Origin of the sequence: Ruegeria sp. MALMAid1280, assembly GCF_049195285.1 — a bacterium.
GTDB lineage: Bacteria > Pseudomonadota > Alphaproteobacteria > Rhodobacterales > Rhodobacteraceae > Ruegeria.
The window spans coordinates 19,905-36,407 of the sequence record NZ_JBMIRT010000038.1 but is presented as its reverse complement, the minus strand read 5'-3'; the positions used below and the strand labels follow the sequence as shown (position 1 = coordinate 36,407).

Sequence of the window (16,503 nt, the reverse complement as noted above, 5' to 3'; positions counted from 1 at the left end):
GTCGGCGAGAACAGGGAACGGGCGTCGATCTTTGGCACGCAGGCCTCCTAGTTGAACGAGATAAAGGCGGTGGCGGTGCCCGAGGGTGGAACCAGCGACCCTAGAACACTGCCGTTTTGCGGCAGGTTGACTGGGATCAGTGGAGTTGCGGCGGGGGTGAACGGGTCGCGCGCCACGCCTTTCGGAGCGGCGGGAAGGGTCTGGTCCAGCTGGGCCAGCACGGTCTGAAACCGACCGGAATAGGCCTGGGCCAGGGACGGCGTGCGGGAATGATAGGCCCCGACGGCGGCGGGCCACGACCCAAGCTCGGCATAGAGGTCTTTCAGAAACCGCGCGGCGTAGGTGGCGTTTTCATCCGGATCGAACATGGCGTCGATGGACCGGAACGCCTTGCCGTGCCAGCGGTAGTTGATCTGGAAACAGCCGATGTCAAAGCTGCGCTTGCCCGCCTTGAAGATGTTGAACACGTAGGATTTCGCCTCGAATTCCGAGGTGAACCAAAACCCCTGCCCCTCGACATTGATGGTCCAGGGCCAGGGTTCCAACCGTCCGTCCCGCAGGCGCCCGGTCTCCACCCGCGCAATCGCGCGCAGCACGTCCAGCGGGACACCTTCGGACCGCGCAGCCCGCTGCGCGGCTGAGTCACAGACACCGGCCACACGGGCATCAGGCATGGCAAAGCCCTGTTGCGCCGCACACAGCGCAAGGAAACTCAGGCCAAAGATCAAACGATGGGGCATTCTGCCGGTCCGGGATTCTGATCAGTCCCGGCCAAGCTAATCCCGCTTGGGTTTACAGAGGGTTATCAGCCACCTAGTTCCGGTCGATCCGGCGACCGAAGACAACGCTGGTATTGGTACGCAGCACGCCGGGGATTTTGGCCAGTTCGTCGACCAGAATGTCCAGATCTTCAATCCTCGGGGCCTCCGCCGACAGCAGCAGGTCGAACTCGCCATTGATCGACAGGCACAGCTTCACCTCGGGATAGGCCTCAAGCCGGTTGATGATGCGCCTGGTTTCCTTTTGCTGCACTTCCAGCAGCACCACCACCTGAACGCGTGGGGCATCTTCGGAACTGTTCAGGATCACCGAATATCCGGCGATCACGCCGTTTTCTTCCATCCGCCGAATGCGCTCATGCACGGTGGTTCGGGCCACGCCCAGTTTCGCGGCGATCTTCGAGGTCGTCTCGCGGGCGTTGTGCTGCAGGGCGGCGATGATGCGGCGGTCTAGCTGGTCCATGATCCCCAAGGTGTAATGCACAGGGGGCGGGGGGCTCAAGACATGTCAGAGCGTTCTTTCGAAACGGCTTTCCGGTCCGGACGTGGCCAGATCAGGGTTACAGCCACAAGTCCCGGCGATGCGACCAACGCCATGCAGGCAAGCGTGATCGCCGCGCCAAACGTCGTCATCATCCAGCCCGCCAACGGATACAGCACCAGCCAGCAGGCATGGGACAGCGTGAACTGGGCGGCAAACACCGCCGGTCTGTCCTCGGGGCGGGCCGATCGGGTCAGCAGGCGGCCCGAAGGTGTCAGCGTTGCGGAATAGCCGAAGCCGATGCAGGCCCACAGCAATGCCAGCCCGGTCAGCGAGACCTGTGCAAAGGCGAAGGCGCCCGCGGCCATTCCCATGGTCAGGGTTCCGAATGCGGCTCCGGACAGCATGACGCTGCGGTCTTTGTAGGTCTCCAGCAATTTGGGCAGGGTGAACGCGGCCAGCATCGACCCACCGCCGAACCCGGCCAGCGCGATGGCCACCGCGCTTTCGGACAGGCCCAGATCGGCGCGGACGATGACCACGGTGTTGACGATGACCATCGCACTAAGCGCCGCCGCCGTCCATGTCAGGGCCAGCAAACCACGAAGCCGCGGGGTGCGCAGATACAGGCGTATGCCATAGGTTGTTCGGTCATAGGTGCCCCGGCGTTGTGTAGGCTTGGGGGAGGGCAGGGTGACAGACACCACCAACAGGGCTGAGGCGATGAACCCCAGCCCGGTGCCCCAGAACAGGCTGTCAAAGCTGACGATCAACAGCAGCGCGGCGGCCAGCATCGGGCTCAGCAGGCTTTCCAGATCATAGGCAAGCCGCGACAGGGACAGGGCTTTGGTATAGTCCTGCTGGTCCGTCAGCACGTCCGGAATGGTGGCTTGAAACGCAGGGGTGAACCCGGCCGAGGCCGATTGCAGCACGAAGATCAGCACATAGACCTGCCAGATCTCGGTCACGAAGGGCAGGCAGATCGCAACCAGCGCCCGCACCAGATCCAGCGCCACCAGCATCTGGCGGCGGTCCAGCCGTTCGGCAATGGCCGCCGCGAGGGGCGCGATGGTGACATAGGCCACCATCTTGATCGTCAGGGCCGTGCCCAGAACCATGCCCGCCGCATCTCCGGCCAGATCATAGGCCAGCAGCCCCAGCGCCACGGTCGCCAGCCCGGTGCCCGTCAGGGCAACCAGTTGCGCCGCCAGCAGGTGGCGATACGTTCGGTTTCGCAGAACACTCAGCATCGGCAGGTTGGACCTTTTGACCATTCGGACCCGCCCCAAAGCCTCTTGTGACCCGAAGCGTTGCGCCCGAAATCATTTTCCCGCCAATGCCTTCCGGGTCAAGAAATCCGCGCAACTTGGCCGCATTCCATCGATAGCGTTGAGTTTGGGAACCAAACCTCCTATCTCGGGGGCAATACCGGACAAAGGAAGACCCGCGTGGCGAACCATCTGTATAAAAACGACCTGCCGGACGGGCTGGATCTGGGCCCTGTTGTGGCCATTGACTGCGAAACCATGGGGCTGAACCCGCATCGCGACCGCCTGTGCGTGATCCAGATGTCGGGCGGCGACGGCAACAGCCATATCGTGCAGGTGGAAAAGGGCCAGACGCAGGCCCCGAATCTGTGCGCGATGCTGGAAAACCCCGACGTGCTGAAGCTGTTCCATTTCGGCCGGTTTGACATTGCCGCGATGTACCACACCTTTGGCGCACTGGCTGCACCGGTCTATTGCACCAAGATCGCCAGCCGTCTGGTGCGCACCTATACCGACCGCCACGGCCTGAAGAACCTGTGCCAGGAACTGATCGGCGTCGATATCTCGAAGCAGCAGCAGATGAGCGACTGGGGCGCCGAGGCCCTGACCGACGCGCAGCTGGACTATGCCGCCTCGGACGTTCTGTACCTGCATCAACTGCGCGAGGCGCTGGACGGCCGTCTGTCCCGCGAGGGGCGTGCCGAGATGGCGCAGGCGTGTTTTGACTTCCTGCCGATGCGTGCGAAACTCGACCTCGCCGGTTGGCCCGAAACGGATATCTTTGCGCACTCATGACCGATACCGAAGCATTCCTGAGAACCGCCCGACAGGTCGTCACCGACGAAGCCCGTGCGCTGGACGTTCTGGCCGACAGTCTGGACGAGCACTTTGCCGAGGCTGTGCAGCTGATCCTGCAGGCGCCGGGCCGGATCATCATCAGCGGCATCGGCAAGTCGGGCCATATCGGTCACAAGATCGCTGCGACGCTGGCCAGCACCGGCACGCCCGCCTATTTCGTGCATCCGGCCGAGGCAAGCCACGGCGATCTGGGCATGGTCTCGAAGGGTGACGTTGTTCTGGCCATTTCGAATTCGGGCGAGGCGCCGGAGCTGGTGAACTTGCTGGCCTTTACCCGCCGTTTCAGCATCCCGCTGATCGGATTGTCCAGCAAGCCGGAAAGCACGCTGATGAAACAGGCCGACGTGCATCTGCTGATCCCGTCGATGGGAGAGGCCTGCGGGTTTGGCATGGTGCCCTCGATTTCCACCACGCTGACGCTGGCGATGGGCGATGCGCTGGCAATTGCGCTGATGAAATACCGCGATTTCAAGCCCGAGGATTTCCGCGCCTTCCACCCCGGCGGCAAGCTGGGGGCGCAGCTGTCCACCGTGCGCGACCTGATGCACGCCGATTTGCCCGTGGTGTCCGAAAGAACCCCGATGAGCGAGGCGCTGCTGGTCATGAGCCAGAAGAGCTTTGGCGTTGTTGGCGTGACCGATGAGGCGGGCCGCCTGGTAGGCATCGTGACCGATGGCGACCTGCGCCGGAACATGGACGGGTTGCTGAACAAGACCACCGAAGAGGTTATGACCCGCAACCCGCTGACCATCGCACCCAACGCCATGGCAGAAGAGGCGGTGGCGATCATGAACGACCGCAAGATCACCTCTCTGTTTGTGGTTGATCCCGAAACGCAGGGTCCGGCGCAGGGGCTGCTGCATATCCACGATTGCCTGCGCGTCGGTCTGGGTTAGGCGGAGGGTCGCGCTATGGACGGACATTCCCGCATGGTTCAGTTCTTCAAGGTGGTGCTGCCGTTGGTGGCCATCCTGATGCTGTCCACCGTTTTCCTTCTGTCGCGCAGCATCGAAACCAATGTCAGCGTTCCGTTCACTCAGCAGGACATCGACGAACGCCTTGCCGATCAGGTGGTGACGCAGCCGAACTACCGCGGTACCACGCGCAAGGGCGAAGAGGTTCAGATCGAGGCCATCCGGGCAACGCAGGGGCGCGAAGGCTCGATTCCCACCGCGGCCGAATTCCGCGGCCGCATGAACCTGTCAAGCGGCGGTGTCATCACGCTGGATTCCAATTCCGGCATGATCCGGCCCGACAAGAACTCGGCCACCTTTGTTGGTGATGTCGTCATCACCTCGACCGACGGCACCGAAATCACCACTGATCTGCTGAACACGTCACTGGACGAAATCCGGGGCGATGCGCCCGGTCAGGTCAACGGAACCGGGATCATCGGCAATTTCACCGCCGGCAGCATGAGCTTTGGTACTGAAAAAACCGACGGTCCCGTGCATATTCTTTTTACAGATGGCGTGAAGCTGATATACGAGCCTGAAAAAGCAGAAAGATAACCTGTGTTCGATTTCCGATTTGTTCCACTTTGCCTTTTATTGACCCTTGGCGCCTTTTCAGCGGCGGCGCAGGAGACTCAGGTTGCATTTGGCGCGACCCAGGCCGACCCCAGCCTGCCGGTCGAGGTGACCTCGGAAAAGCTGAACGTCAATCAAGAGGACGGTTCGGCCGAGTTTCTGGGCAATGTGATCGTCATCCAGGGTGAAATGCGCCTGACCGCCGACCGGGTGCTGGTGATATACAATCAGGATCGCTCGGGCATCGAACGGATGGAAGCCACCGAGGATGTAGTTCTTGTCAGCCCGCCCGATGCGGCCGAAGGCGACTGGGCCGAATACACCATCGATTCCGGCGTGATCGTGATGAAGGGCAACGTGCTGTTGAATCAGGGGCCCAGCACCATCAGCGGCGACCAGATGAATGCCGACCTGACCGCCGGAACAGCGACGATGACCGGCAATGTCAAAACCATTCTGCAGCAGGGCAACAACTGATGGCGCGCCCTGAACTGACTGTGGCCGAGGGCAATTCCGGCCTCAGGATCGAAAAGCTGCGGAAATCCTACCGCAAGAAGACTGTGATCCGGGACGTGTCGATGACGCTGGACCGGTCCGAGGTTGTGGCCCTGCTGGGGCCAAACGGGTCGGGAAAGACGACCACATTCTATTCGGTTGCCGGGCTGGTCTTCCCCGAGGCGGGCACGGTCACGATCGACGGGCAGACGGTGACGACCTTGCCGATGTACCGCCGCGCGCGGCTTGGGATCGGCTATCTGCCGCAGGAAATGTCGATCTTTCGCGGCATGAGCGTCGAGGACAATATCGCGGCCGTTCTGGACATTACGGTACGTCACGCCCACCGCCGCAAGGAGCGGTTGGAAGAGCTGCTGTCGGATTTCTCGATTGAACATCTGCGCCGGGCGCCGGCGCTGGCCCTGTCGGGTGGTGAGCGTCGCCGCGTCGAGATTGCCCGCTGTCTGGCGGCCGACCCGAAATATCTGCTTTTGGATGAGCCCTTTGCGGGTGTTGACCCGATCAGCGTCGGCGACATCCGCCATCTGGTTGCGGATCTGAAAAAGCGCGGTATCGGCGTGCTGATCACCGACCATAACGTGCGGGAAACGCTGGAAATTGTGGATCGCGCCTATATCCTGCATGATGGGCAGGTATTGATGTCCGGAACCCCGGACGAAGTGGTCGAAAATGAGAACGTCCGCCGCGTCTATCTGGGTGAAAATTTCCGGATTTCATGAGCTTGCGCAGAAAGGCGCCGAATGCATGACGGAAATCACGTATATACACGTCTGTTTTGATTGACTCTTCCGCTGTCTCTTGCCTCAATTGGGCCATGGCATTTCTTCGGTTTCCGTCTGGATCACGATGCCCCTTCATCGAAGGGGGAACGGCGCGGCTACCGCAGGAAATGTCTCTACCCCCCACCCGATAACAACAAGCGCGTCGCGTTACGTGACGTCAGAATGGGTGTGAATTGTGAAGGAGATCACATGCGTTACCAAATCAGCGGAAAACAGATCGACATCGGCGAAGCACTTCAGACTCATGTGCAGACCGAACTGGGCGAGGTCGTGGGCAAATATGCCCAGCGTCCGACCGATGCCAATGTCGTCTTTTCCCGTTCTGCGCATGAATATGTATGCGAAACCACCGTACATCTTTCCACCGGCCTGACGGCGCAGGCCAAGGCCCATGCAACCGAAATCTACGCAGCGTTCGAGGCCTGCTGCGACAAGATGGAAACCCAATTGCGCCGCTATAAACGGCGTCTCAAGGATCACCACAAGGATCGTTCCGAGCCGGTTGAACTCTTTGGTGCGTCCTCATATATCCTCGCTTCTAACGAGTCCGAGTCGGCAGCGGAGCCGGATTCTCTGCAACCGATGATCGTGGCTGAGATGGAAACCAAGATTCCATCGCTGAGTGTTGGTGAAGCCGTTATGCAGATGGAACTGGCCGGTGCCCCGGTGCTGGTGTTCCGTAATGAAAACAAGGACGGATTGAACGTCGTATACCGCCGCGATGACGGCAATATCGGCTGGATCGATCCGTAACAGGCAAGAATAACAAAGGCACGCCCCTGCACCTTGTGGGGGCTTCGTCATGGAGCGTGATCATGGAGCTTTCGAGCATACTGAAGCCCGAAGCAGTGCGTGTATTGTCCGCCGCATCCAGCAAGAAGCGGCTGTTTCAGGAAATCGCCGATGTAGCCGAAGCGACTCTGGGTCTTGAGGCTCAGATCGTTGTCGACGGGCTGCTGGAGCGGGAAAGTCTGGGGCCCACCGGCGTGGGTCATGGCGTGGCCCTGCCGCACGCCCGCATGGCCGAGCTTGAGGCGGTTGCCGGTGTTTTTGTGATGCTGGAAAAGCCGATTGATTTCGGCTCGGTCGACCGTCAGCCGGTGGATATCGCGTTTGCGCTGTTCGCACCGGAAGAAGCCGGGGTGGATCACCTGAAAGCGCTGGCGCTGGTCTCGCGGACGCTGCGCGATACCTCGGTCTGCGCGAAATTGCGGGCCAATCCCGATCCGGTCAAACTGTACGCCATTCTGACCGAAGCACAGTCCATGCAAGCGGCTTAAGCCATTGTATTTACAAAAAAGCCCCCGGATGTCCGGGGGCTTTTTCGTTTTCGGACAGGGCTGCGGTTACCCGCCTGCGCCCATTTCCAGCGTCCACCAGATCTTGCCGCCGCCTTCCTGATGCCAGGCAAAGCCCATCTGCGTCGCCTTGGGGTCCATGATCACCGAGCGCGGGCCGGGTTCCTGCATCCAGGCGGCCAGAGTTTCGGTCTCGGTCTCATAGGTCTCAGAGATCGCTTCACCCAGGAAGGTTCCGTAATAGCCAACGCGCTGGGCCCGATCCAGCGGCGACGAGCCGTCGGATCCAAAGTGCCAGGGGCGGTTCTGGCGCGCCATGTCCTTGGCATGGGTGGCTGCGGCGGCATTGAGTTGTGAATTCAGCTGCACCGCCGGCAGGCCCTGGGCCTGGCGCAGCGCGTTGACCGAATCAAGCATACGGAACTGCAGTTTTTCGGGATTGCCCCGGATCTTGTAGACCGTCGGCAGCGGCCGCCCGTCCGATCCATATGTCGGCGTGCCGCCGGGAGTACATGCGGACAGCGCCACAAAGCAGGCAAATAGTAATGAAATGATACGCGTCATGATCGACCTGATGTTTGATTTAACCTAGGGCATAGCGCGACAGGCCGCCTTGGGCAAACGCACATTGGCCCGGTTCCGCGTGATTCTGCCGGTTTGATTTGCGACTGAAGCATTCTGGCCATAAAATACGCGGAAATTCAGACTGGCCTTAGAAAAGGACCGCCCGTCATGGTCAAAAAACACTATCTCGCGCCCTCACGCCGGGGATTCCTGGCCGGAGCGTCGGCCCTGCTGGCCTCGCCCGCGGTTGCCCAATATATCCCCGGCGACCCGCTGCGCCCCGCGCCCGAGCCGGAACCAGATGTACGTCGCAACATCTCGGGGTTCCGCGCGCTGGACTGGCAGCCCTATTTTTCCAATACGAATAACGGGGCCATTCTGGTCGATACCGTCTCGCGCGCACTGCACTACTGGTCCGACGACCAGCGGGTATACAAACTGTACCCCTCTTCCGTGCCGCTGACCGAGGAGCTGACCCGCCGCGGCCGCACCAGCGTGGTCCGCAAGGTCGAAGGGCCAAGCTGGTCGCCAACGCCGTCGATGAAGAAGCGCAATCCGGAATGGCCGGACTATATCCCTCCGGGGCCGGATAACCCGTTGGGAACACACGCTTTGTATCTGGGCTGGAAGTACTATCGCATCCACGGCACCCACGATACGCGCAAAATCGGGCGCAGATCGTCTAACGGCTGCATCGGTCTTTTCAACGAGGATATCGCGGAATTGTTCTCAATGGCGCAGGTCGGCACGCAAGTGTTGCTTATTTGACGACATTTTCGCGCACGAACCCGCTTGCGGCGCAAGTTGCAATTGCATTCCAGTTGGATAGCTGATTAGAAAAAACGTACGAGGTAAGTCTTGGGTGTGCGGTTTCGCTATTTGGAACCGTGCAAATTCTGGAGGTTAATATGAAGAAACTCGTTCTCGCCGCTGCACTGACTGCTGCTGCATCGACCGCCTATGCTGGCAACCTGGAAGAGCCGGTTGTTGAAGCACCGGTTGTTGTCGAGGAAACTCAAGGTTCGTCGCAGGGCATCATCCTGCCGCTGATCCTGCTGGTCGTAGTTGCCGCAGCTGTTGCAGCAAGCTAATTTGACGAGCGTCATCTAGAGAAAAGGCGGTGGAGCAATCCACCGCCTTTTTTCATGTCTGCTTGACCGGGTCTGTTTGAAGGGGCCGGTCAGTCCAGCCAGCCCTTCAGGTTGTTTTCAATCACCTTGCCCAGGGCCGCGATGTGCGAATCATCATCGTTCAGGCAGGGGATATAGGTAAAGCTCTCGCCGCCTGCTTCCTCAAAGCTTTCCCGAATCTCTTCGTTGATCTCTTCCAGCGTTTCAATGCAATCGGCGGAAAACGCCGGGGCTATCACGGCGATGTTCTTTTTGCCCTGCCGGGCCAGTTCGGCCACGTGATCGACCGTATAGGGCTTCAACCATTCCTCGGGGCCGAATCGGGACTGGAAGGTCGATACAAGCCGGTCGTCCGACCAACCCAGCCGTTCCTTCAGCAACCGCGAGGTTTTTGCGCATTGGCAGTGGTACGGGTCGCCCTGCTGCAAATAGCGTTCCGGCATTCCGTGGTATGAAACGACCAGAATGTCAGGTTCAACCGGCATCGCGGCATAGGCTTTTTCCACCGAATCGGCCAAAGCGTCGATATAGGCGGGTTCGTCGAAATAGGCGGGCACGGTGCGGGTGGCGGGCTGCCAGGCTTCCTCCATCAGGGCGCGGAAGAACTGGTCGTTGGCGGTGGCTGTCGTCGCACCGGCGTATTGCGGATAGAGTGGGAAGAACAGGATGCGGTCGCAGCCTGCTGCGACCATCTCGCGCACCTTGGACTTGGTCGATGGGTTTCCGTACCGCATACAGAAATCAACCAGAACACGGTCGCCATAGCGCGCCTGCATCGCGTCGCGCAGCTTGGCGGTCTGGTCCTTGGTGATCGTCATCAGCGGACTTTCGCCCTTGTCGTGGTTCCAGATCGACTTGTAGGCCTCGCCCGAGCTGAAGGGGCGTTTGGTCAGGATGATACCCTGCAGGATCGGCTGCCATTTCCACTTGGGATAGTCGATCACACGCTGATCCGACAGAAACTCGTTCAGATAGCGGCGCATCGGCCAATAGCTGTAATCGTCCGGCGTGCCCAGATTGGCCAGCAGAATACCGACGCGGCCCATCTTGACCTTGGGGTGGTCTGCGGGGGCGTGGGATGGGCGAGTGGCGTCAAACATGTCGGGCTTCCTGAGATTTCTCTGTGCCAAGCTGAGATAACGGGAAAAACCCGGTCGTCAATCGGGCAGTTTGCCTTCTTTTGCACCCAGCGCATCGGCAAGGCGGGCTTGGGCCGATCCGGGGCGCAGAGGTTTCTGTTGGCTTTCGTCGGGAGACCAACCAGTCAGGCAAACCAGTTCAAACGTGGCGGCCAGACGGTCCTGCGGCGTGGTGAAATGGTCGGCATAGATCTGCTGCGCCCGGGCAAAGACCTGCCGTTTTGTCAGGTGTTTCACGCGGCTCGACAGGCTGTTGGTCTCGCCCATCGCCCGAAGATCGCGCATCAGGTGGGTCAGGTCGCGGTATTCCGCCGTCAGACGCGCGGTGTCGGCCACCGGCAGAGCGAGCCCCGCCCGTTGCAGCAAACCGCCCAGATCGCGTAGTTCGGCCATCGGCGCGATGCGGGGGCTGAGGCCGCCAGCGACTTCGATCTCGGCCTGTCCAAGGGCGGCGCGCAGCTCGTGCAGGGTTTCTCCGCCCAGACAGACCACCAGCAGCAGCCCGTCGGGGCGCAGGGCGCGGTGGCATTGGATCAGCTGTCCAACCGGGTCATTGGCCCAGTGCAGCGCCATGGCATGAATCACCAGATCATGTGCCCCGGGCGTGAGGGCCAGAACTTCGTCATCTGCGACGACCTGTGCCCCGGGCAGCACATCCTGCCAAATCGGCGCAAACGGCGTCACCACCGCGGGTGCCGTAAAGGTTTTGTTAACCATGGAGAGCCGATCCTGCACCTCGTCCACGGCGGCATGGTGCAGAAACAGCGCGTCATCCTGCGCGCGGGCGCGGTGCCGGGTCAGGGCCAGGCGGTCGAACAGAGAGGGTGCGTTGGAGTCAGGCAGCTTCATAGGGCGCAATTATCGCATGTGGCAGCGGATTCAAACCGCTGTTCACCTGATCTATCCGCCGCGCTGTCTGGGATGCGGTGAACTGACCGAAGCGGATTTCGGTCTGTGTGGCCAATGCTGGCGCGATACGCCCTTTATCGGCGGGGTGGTGTGCGAAAGCTGTGGCGTGCCGCTGCCCGGTGAGGCGGACGGCCACCGGATCGAATGTGACGACTGCATGAAGTCGCCACGCCCCTGGCAGGACGGGCGCGCGGCGCTTTTGTATGACGGCAAGGCGCGGTCCCTGATTCTGGCGCTGAAACATGGGGACAGGCCGGAACTGGTAAAGCCGGCGGCCCGCTGGATGGCGCAGGCGGGGCGCGAGTTGCTCCGCGATGACATGCTGATCGCGCCGGTGCCACTGCATTGGTCGCGGCTATTGAAGCGGCGCTATAATCAGTCGGCCCTGCTGGCGCAGCATCTGGGGCGTCAGAGCGGGCTGGACGTGTGTCCGGATTTGCTGCTGCGACGGGTGCGGACCCCGGTGCTGGATGGCAAAACCGCTGTGGAACGGGCCGAGACTCTGGCGGATGCCATTGTGACGCATCCCAAACGGCGTCACCGGATGCAGGGGCGCGATGTTTTGCTGGTGGATGATGTGATGACCTCGGGGGCAACTCTGTCGGCTTGTGCGCGTGTCTGCCTTGCCGCGGGAGCAAATCATATTTTCGTGTTGGTACTGGCGCGCGTTGCCAAGGATGCCTAATTCGCTCAGGATTGCGCGAAACCTCAAGGGACGAAATATGAAGCCGGTTGAACTCTATACCTCGCCGCTCTGCGGATATTGCCACGCGGCCAAGCGGTTGCTGAAACAGAAAGGCGTCGAATTCAATGAGATCGATGTCTTGCTTCACCCCAAACGCAAGCCCGAGATGATCCAGCGCGCGGGTGGCAAACGCACCGTACCGCAGATTTTCATCGGCACACAGCATGTGGGCGGCTGCGACGACCTCTATGAACTGGAGCGTCAGGGCAAGCTGGATCGCCTGCTGGCAGCCTGATGAAAACTGCGCTGCTGCAGCTTACCTCGTCGGATGATCCGGCCGAGAATCTGGCAACCGTGCGCGCCATGATGGCCGAGGTGTCAGGGCAGGGCGCACGGTTCATCCTGACGCCCGAGGTGACGAACTGCGTGTCCACCAGCACGACACGCCAGCGCGAGGTGCTGCAGCATGAAGAGGATGACCAGACGCTGGCGGGCCTGCGGGATCAGGCCGCCGCGCTGGGTGTCTGGCTGCTGATCGGCTCATTGGGGATCAAGACCCATGACGCCGATGGGCGTTTTGCCAACCGATCCTTCATGATCGACCCGCAGGGGCAGATCGTGGCGCGGTACGACAAGATCCACATGTTCGACGTGCAGGTTTCTGACACCGAGACCTTCCGCGAATCCAAGAACTACCGCCCCGGCGACCGCGCGGTGCTGGCCAGAACCGAATTCGGCGCGGTGGGTATGACCATCTGCTATGACATTAGGTTCCCGCATCTCTATGCGGCCTTGGCGCAGGCGGGCGCTCGTATCCTGACCGTTCCGGCAGCGTTTTCGCCGGTGACCGGCGCGGCCCATTGGCAATCTCTGCTGCGCGCCCGAGCGATTGAAAACAGCTGTTGGGTGCTGGCGCCCGCACAGACCGGCACGCATCCGAAAACCTGCGGCAAGACGCGCCATACTTACGGTCACAGCATGGTTGTGGCCCCGTGGGGCGAGGTCGTCATCGACGCAGGCACCGATCCGGGCATTCACTTTTTCGATTTGGATGATAGTTCTGTGACAGAGGCGCGCCGTCGGGTGCCCTCATTGACTCACGTGCGGCCCTTTGACGGGCCCTGACCCAGAACCGAGACATGACTGACGAGAAAAATGCCCTTGCGGTCACGCTGTTCAGCGAGATCCTGACCGCCGACCAGTTGCTGCGGAACCGGCTGAGCCGGGTGCTGCCCAAGGGCATGGAAATCTCGCATTTCTCGGTGCTGAACCATCTGGTGTTTGTGGGGGATGAACGCAGCCCGGCGCAACTGGCCAATACGTTCCACGTCACGCGCGGGGCGATGACCAACACTTTGGCCAAGCTGGAATGGGCCGGATACATCCACATCCGCCCTGACTGGGACGACGCCCGCCGCAAGATGGTCGCGATCAGCCCCGCTGGCCGGAGGGCGCGCGATCAGGCGATTTCTTCGATTGCCCCCCTGATCAACCGCGTGGTCGGAGAGCTGGGGCTGGAGCGCGTCCGCAGCACGCTGCCGGTACTGCGGGATTTGCGGATTCAGTTGGAGGGGGAGTAGGGGGCAGAAGCTTAGCCTTGTATCCTGCAACTTCTCGGCAGCGATACAGGACGTTACTCCGCAAGCCCATAGCGGTTACGGATCGGACGCCCTTCGACTCCCAGTAGGCGATAAAGGCCGAGTGTTTTACATATGAACTCACTCACCAAAAAAACTATCATAGTCAAAGGTTTGACTAAGATAGCAAAAAGAGGAGTTAGAGCGAATATCACTACGAGTGTCGGAAACCCTGCAAGTACTTTCATAGCGGCGGTGTAGAATCCAATTACAGCGAATGCGAAATTAATGCAGGCCAAGCCCAACACGCTTCCGATTAATGGGTTTCGATCATAGAGCGGAAGAAACCACTTACTTGTCCATTTACCTGTCATTTTCATCGTTGTGCTGAGTTTACCCCGGCTTCACACTTGCCGTCACATAATTCACGCTCAGATCCCGGTCCGAGATCGACCAACTCCACAGGATCGGGTTGAACACAAAGCCTTTGCGGTCCACCGGGTCCAGCCCGGCCTGGCGCAGCAGGTCGAACAGCTCATCGGGGGTGATGAACTTGTTCCATTCATGCGTTCCGCGCGGCAGCCAGCGCATGACGACCTCGGCGCCGAAAATGGCCATCGCATAGGATTTCGGATTGCGGTTGATGGTCGAGCAGATCAACAGGCCGCCCGGCTTCAACAAGTGCTGCGACGCAGTCAGAAAACCCGCCGGGTCGGCGACGTGCTCGACCACCTCCATGTTCAGCACCACGTCGAATTGTTCGCCTGCGGCGGCCATGTCCTCGGCGGTGGTGTGGCGGTAGTCGATCTCAAGCCCCGATTGCTCGGCATGGATGCGGGCGACGGGCAGGTTGCCTTCGGCGGCGTCGGCTCCGACCACCGTGGCGCCAAGGCGGGCCATTGGTTCGCTCAGCAGGCCGCCACCGCAGCCTATGTCCAACAGGCGCAGGCCTTCGAATGGGCGCGGGGCCTTCAGATCGCGGTCAAATTCGCCCGCAATCTGTTGTGTGATATAATCCAGGCGGCACGGATTCAGCATGTGCAGAGGCTTGAATTTCCCATGAGGGTCCCACCACTCGGCCGCCATCGCTTCGAATTTTGCGATCTCGGAAGGGTCCACCGTGTTCGGATGCGCTTGCATTCCTGTCTCCGTATGCTCTTTTACGTTTAAGGACTATATAGGGCCATAATGGACAAGTACCCGGACCAAAAGCGCGCAGTTCAATATCTGTACCCGCCGATCGATCCTTTCGATCAGCGCATGGTCGATGTGGGCGACGGGCACCGTATCTATTTGGAACAATGCGGCAATCCCAACGGCAAGCCGGTAGTCGTGCTGCACGGTGGGCCGGGCGGCGGCTGCAGCCCGGCGATGCGGCGGTATTTCGACCCGGCTGTCTTTCGGGTGATTCTGTTCGATCAGCGCGGCTGTGGGCGGTCGCGGCCGCACGCGTCAGTGACCGACAACACGACGTGGCATCTGGTGGCTGATATCGAACGGCTGCGGGCCTTGCTGGATATCGACGACTGGACGGTGTTTGGCGGCAGCTGGGGGGCGACGCTGGCGCTGATCTATGCGCAAACTCATCCCGACCGGGTCAACCGTCTGGTGCTGCGCGGCGTGTTTCTGGCGACTCAGGCCGAGCTGGATTGGTTCTATGGCGGTGGCGCAGGCAAGTTCTGGCCCGAGCCATGGGCGAAATTCACCGCTCTGCTGACCGAGGCAGAGCTGTCCGACACAATCGGGGCCTATAACAAACGCCTGTTCTCGGGGGATCGCGCAACCGAGATTCTGTATGCGCGGGCGTGGTCGGCTTGGGAAAACGCACTGGCGTCGATCCACACCAATGGAATGACGGGGGAAAGCCCCGGCGAATACGCGCGCGCCTTTGCGCGGCTTGAGAATCACTATTTCATCAATGGCGCTTTCCTTGAGAAAGACGGGCTGATTCTGGATCAGATCGAGAAGATCGCCCATATCCCCGGTCATATCGTGCAGGGGCGCTATGACATGATCTGCCCACCGCAGGCCGCTTGGAACCTGGCCGAACGCTGGCCCAACGCCGAGCTCAAGATGGTACGCAACGCAGGTCACGCCCTCTCTGAACCCGGTATCAGCGCCGAGCTGGTCCGGATCATGGATCGCGTGGCCGAGGAGGTGGCATGACCCGGATTGACCGCCGTGCTCTGTTTGCCTCGGGTGCTGCCGCTGCGTTGCTGGCGGCGACGGGGGCTTCGTTGGCGGATACGCCCAAGGCCGGCGGTACGCTGCGCCTTGCGGTGCCGCGCGATGACAGTCTGGAACAGGTGGCCCGCGGGTCCGTGTTCGATACCCTGACCGAGATTGCGCCCGACGGCACCCTGCGCGGTGAGCTGGCGACCGGCTGGCAGACCGATTCCGACGCGCGGATCTGGACCTTTGATCTGCGCACCGACGTAACATTTCACGATGGCGCGGCGCTGAATGTGACCGACGTAGTCTCGGTGCTGCGCGAGGTCGGAGAGGCCGAGGCGCTGGCGCCTGAATCGGTGCGGCTGAAACTGGCCGAGGCCAACCCGGGCTTGCCTTTCCTGCTGGCCGACAGCCGCTTTGTCATCACGCGTGATGGGCAGGGTGTGACGCCTCTGAACGCTGCAAATGGTACCGGTTGTTACAAGGTCGAGCGCGCGGAAGATGACCGGCATTTTCTGGGGCGGCGTGTTCCGGATCACTACAAGACGGGTCAGGCGGGCTGGGTCGATGCGATAGAGATTATCGTGATCCCTGATCCGCGTGTCCGCGCCGAGGCGTTGCGGGACGGCTATGTGGATGTGGTGGCCTTGCCCGAAAGCGATGATCTGAAAGGTTTGCGCGGTCTGCGGTACCATCCCGGCGAATCGAATATGGCGCTGGCCGTGGCTGCGCATGTCGGTATGCCGCGTCAAATCGGCAGGGAGATGCTGGACGACGGGCGCATCGCCGAACGGTGGTGGCGGGCGTAAATCCGTT

General features: G+C 60.9%; 22 protein-coding genes. 15 read left to right on the top strand and 7 right to left on the bottom strand.

All coding sequences use genetic code 11. The features are described 5' to 3' along the window. Positions 1 to 47 precede the first annotated feature (47 nt). The 3 genes from ACOQFT_RS04995 to ACOQFT_RS04985 all read right to left on the bottom strand — a co-directional run bounded on the left by ACOQFT_RS04995 (position 48) and on the right by ACOQFT_RS04985 (position 2,510). A complete protein-coding gene (locus ACOQFT_RS04995) occupies positions 48 to 740 on the bottom strand; it encodes a lytic transglycosylase domain-containing protein (protein ID WP_421596945.1) in 693 nt (230 codons plus the stop codon). A 73-nt stretch (positions 741 to 813) separates the two neighbouring features. Next, complete coding sequence (locus tag ACOQFT_RS04990; protein ID WP_421596944.1) at positions 814 to 1,242, bottom strand: Lrp/AsnC family transcriptional regulator; 429 nt, start codon at positions 1,240 to 1,242, stop codon at positions 814 to 816. 35 nt (positions 1,243 to 1,277) lie between these two features. Further along, complete coding sequence (locus ACOQFT_RS04985) at positions 1,278 to 2,510, bottom strand: MFS transporter (RefSeq protein WP_421597017.1); 1,233 nt, start codon at positions 2,508 to 2,510, stop codon at positions 1,278 to 1,280. 198 nt (positions 2,511 to 2,708) lie between these two features. Here ACOQFT_RS04985 and ACOQFT_RS04980 point away from each other — a divergent pair, with 198 nt between their 5' ends. The 7 genes from ACOQFT_RS04980 to ACOQFT_RS04950 all read left to right on the top strand — a co-directional run bounded on the left by ACOQFT_RS04980 (position 2,709) and on the right by ACOQFT_RS04950 (position 7,493). Next, positions 2,709 to 3,323, top strand: coding sequence for a ribonuclease D (locus ACOQFT_RS04980; protein WP_421596943.1), 615 nt, complete (start codon positions 2,709 to 2,711; stop codon positions 3,321 to 3,323). Next, positions 3,320 to 4,282, top strand: coding sequence for a KpsF/GutQ family sugar-phosphate isomerase (locus ACOQFT_RS04975; protein WP_421596941.1), 963 nt, complete (start codon positions 3,320 to 3,322; stop codon positions 4,280 to 4,282). The genes ACOQFT_RS04980 and ACOQFT_RS04975 overlap by 4 nt, the downstream gene beginning before the upstream one ends. 15 nt (positions 4,283 to 4,297) lie before the next feature. Further along, positions 4,298 to 4,897, top strand: a complete 600-nt coding sequence (lptC, locus tag ACOQFT_RS04970) for an LPS export ABC transporter periplasmic protein LptC (protein WP_170447362.1) — start codon at positions 4,298 to 4,300, stop codon at positions 4,895 to 4,897. Positions 4,898 to 4,900: 3 nt separating this feature from the next. Further along, positions 4,901 to 5,392 (top strand): LptA/OstA family protein, encoded by a 492-nt coding sequence (locus tag ACOQFT_RS04965; RefSeq protein WP_421596939.1) that lies wholly within the window; start codon positions 4,901 to 4,903, stop codon positions 5,390 to 5,392. Further along, the gene (gene lptB / locus ACOQFT_RS04960) at positions 5,392 to 6,150 is read left to right on the top strand and encodes an LPS export ABC transporter ATP-binding protein (RefSeq protein ID WP_170447358.1); all 759 of its coding nucleotides are present in this window, start codon (positions 5,392 to 5,394) and stop codon (positions 6,148 to 6,150) included. The genes ACOQFT_RS04965 and lptB overlap by 1 nt, the downstream gene beginning before the upstream one ends. A 252-nt stretch (positions 6,151 to 6,402) precedes the next feature. Next, on the top strand, positions 6,403 to 6,966 hold the full coding sequence (gene hpf, locus ACOQFT_RS04955) for a ribosome hibernation-promoting factor, HPF/YfiA family (RefSeq protein ID WP_421596937.1): 564 nt from the start codon (positions 6,403 to 6,405) through the stop codon (positions 6,964 to 6,966). A 62-nt stretch (positions 6,967 to 7,028) separates the two neighbouring features. Then, positions 7,029 to 7,493 (top strand): PTS sugar transporter subunit IIA, encoded by a 465-nt coding sequence (locus ACOQFT_RS04950; RefSeq protein ID WP_170674368.1) that lies wholly within the window; start codon positions 7,029 to 7,031, stop codon positions 7,491 to 7,493. Between the two features lie 66 nt (positions 7,494 to 7,559). Here the strand turns inward: ACOQFT_RS04950 and ACOQFT_RS04945 are convergent, their stop codons facing one another. Next, the gene (locus tag ACOQFT_RS04945; protein ID WP_421596935.1) at positions 7,560 to 8,075 is read right to left on the bottom strand and encodes a CAP domain-containing protein; all 516 of its coding nucleotides are present in this window, start codon (positions 8,073 to 8,075) and stop codon (positions 7,560 to 7,562) included. Positions 8,076 to 8,243: 168 nt separating this feature from the next. Here ACOQFT_RS04945 and ACOQFT_RS04940 point away from each other — a divergent pair, with 168 nt between their 5' ends. Continuing rightward, on the top strand, positions 8,244 to 8,843 hold the full coding sequence (locus ACOQFT_RS04940) for a L,D-transpeptidase (protein ID WP_421596933.1): 600 nt from the start codon (positions 8,244 to 8,246) through the stop codon (positions 8,841 to 8,843). Between the two features lie 140 nt (positions 8,844 to 8,983). Continuing rightward, entirely contained in the window at positions 8,984 to 9,166 is a 183-nt protein-coding gene (locus ACOQFT_RS04935; protein ID WP_010442520.1) for a hypothetical protein, read from the top strand. A gap of 89 nt (positions 9,167 to 9,255) precedes the next feature. On the opposite strand, the gene hemH is transcribed toward ACOQFT_RS04935, so the two are convergent. Together hemH and ACOQFT_RS04925 are read right to left on the bottom strand one after the other, a co-directional pair. Then, complete coding sequence (gene hemH / locus ACOQFT_RS04930; protein WP_421596931.1) at positions 9,256 to 10,305, bottom strand: ferrochelatase; 1,050 nt, start codon at positions 10,303 to 10,305, stop codon at positions 9,256 to 9,258. A gap of 57 nt (positions 10,306 to 10,362) precedes the next feature. Further along, a complete protein-coding gene (locus tag ACOQFT_RS04925) occupies positions 10,363 to 11,193 on the bottom strand; it encodes a methyltransferase domain-containing protein (RefSeq protein WP_421596930.1) in 831 nt (276 codons plus the stop codon). Positions 11,194 to 11,209: 16 nt separating this feature from the next. Between ACOQFT_RS04925 and ACOQFT_RS04920 the strand changes: the two genes are divergently transcribed. Genes ACOQFT_RS04920 through ACOQFT_RS04905 form a run of 4 tightly spaced genes read left to right on the top strand, consistent with a single transcriptional unit; the run spans position 11,210 to position 13,518 of the window. After that, the gene (locus tag ACOQFT_RS04920) at positions 11,210 to 11,938 is read left to right on the top strand and encodes a double zinc ribbon domain-containing protein (RefSeq protein WP_421596928.1); all 729 of its coding nucleotides are present in this window, start codon (positions 11,210 to 11,212) and stop codon (positions 11,936 to 11,938) included. Between the two features lie 37 nt (positions 11,939 to 11,975). Further along, entirely contained in the window at positions 11,976 to 12,233 is a 258-nt protein-coding gene (grxC, locus tag ACOQFT_RS04915; RefSeq protein ID WP_421596927.1) for a glutaredoxin 3, read from the top strand. After that, positions 12,233 to 13,063 (top strand): carbon-nitrogen hydrolase family protein, encoded by an 831-nt coding sequence (locus ACOQFT_RS04910; protein WP_421596925.1) that lies wholly within the window; start codon positions 12,233 to 12,235, stop codon positions 13,061 to 13,063. The genes grxC and ACOQFT_RS04910 overlap by 1 nt, the downstream gene beginning before the upstream one ends. Positions 13,064 to 13,077: 14 nt before the next feature. Next, a complete protein-coding gene (locus ACOQFT_RS04905; RefSeq protein ID WP_421596924.1) occupies positions 13,078 to 13,518 on the top strand; it encodes a MarR family winged helix-turn-helix transcriptional regulator in 441 nt (146 codons plus the stop codon). 390 nt (positions 13,519 to 13,908) lie between these two features. On the opposite strand, the gene ubiG is transcribed toward ACOQFT_RS04905, so the two are convergent. After that, complete coding sequence (gene ubiG / locus ACOQFT_RS04900; RefSeq protein WP_170405771.1) at positions 13,909 to 14,655, bottom strand: bifunctional 2-polyprenyl-6-hydroxyphenol methylase/3-demethylubiquinol 3-O-methyltransferase UbiG; 747 nt, start codon at positions 14,653 to 14,655, stop codon at positions 13,909 to 13,911. A 48-nt stretch (positions 14,656 to 14,703) separates the two neighbouring features. Here ubiG and pip point away from each other — a divergent pair, with 48 nt between their 5' ends. Both pip and ACOQFT_RS04890 read left to right on the top strand, forming a co-directional pair. Next, complete coding sequence (gene pip / locus ACOQFT_RS04895) at positions 14,704 to 15,681, top strand: prolyl aminopeptidase (RefSeq protein ID WP_421596922.1); 978 nt, start codon at positions 14,704 to 14,706, stop codon at positions 15,679 to 15,681. Further along, entirely contained in the window at positions 15,678 to 16,496 is an 819-nt protein-coding gene (locus ACOQFT_RS04890) for an ABC transporter substrate-binding protein (protein ID WP_421596920.1), read from the top strand. Before pip ends, ACOQFT_RS04890 begins: the two co-directional genes overlap by 4 nt. The last annotated feature ends 7 nt before the right edge of the window (positions 16,497 to 16,503 follow it).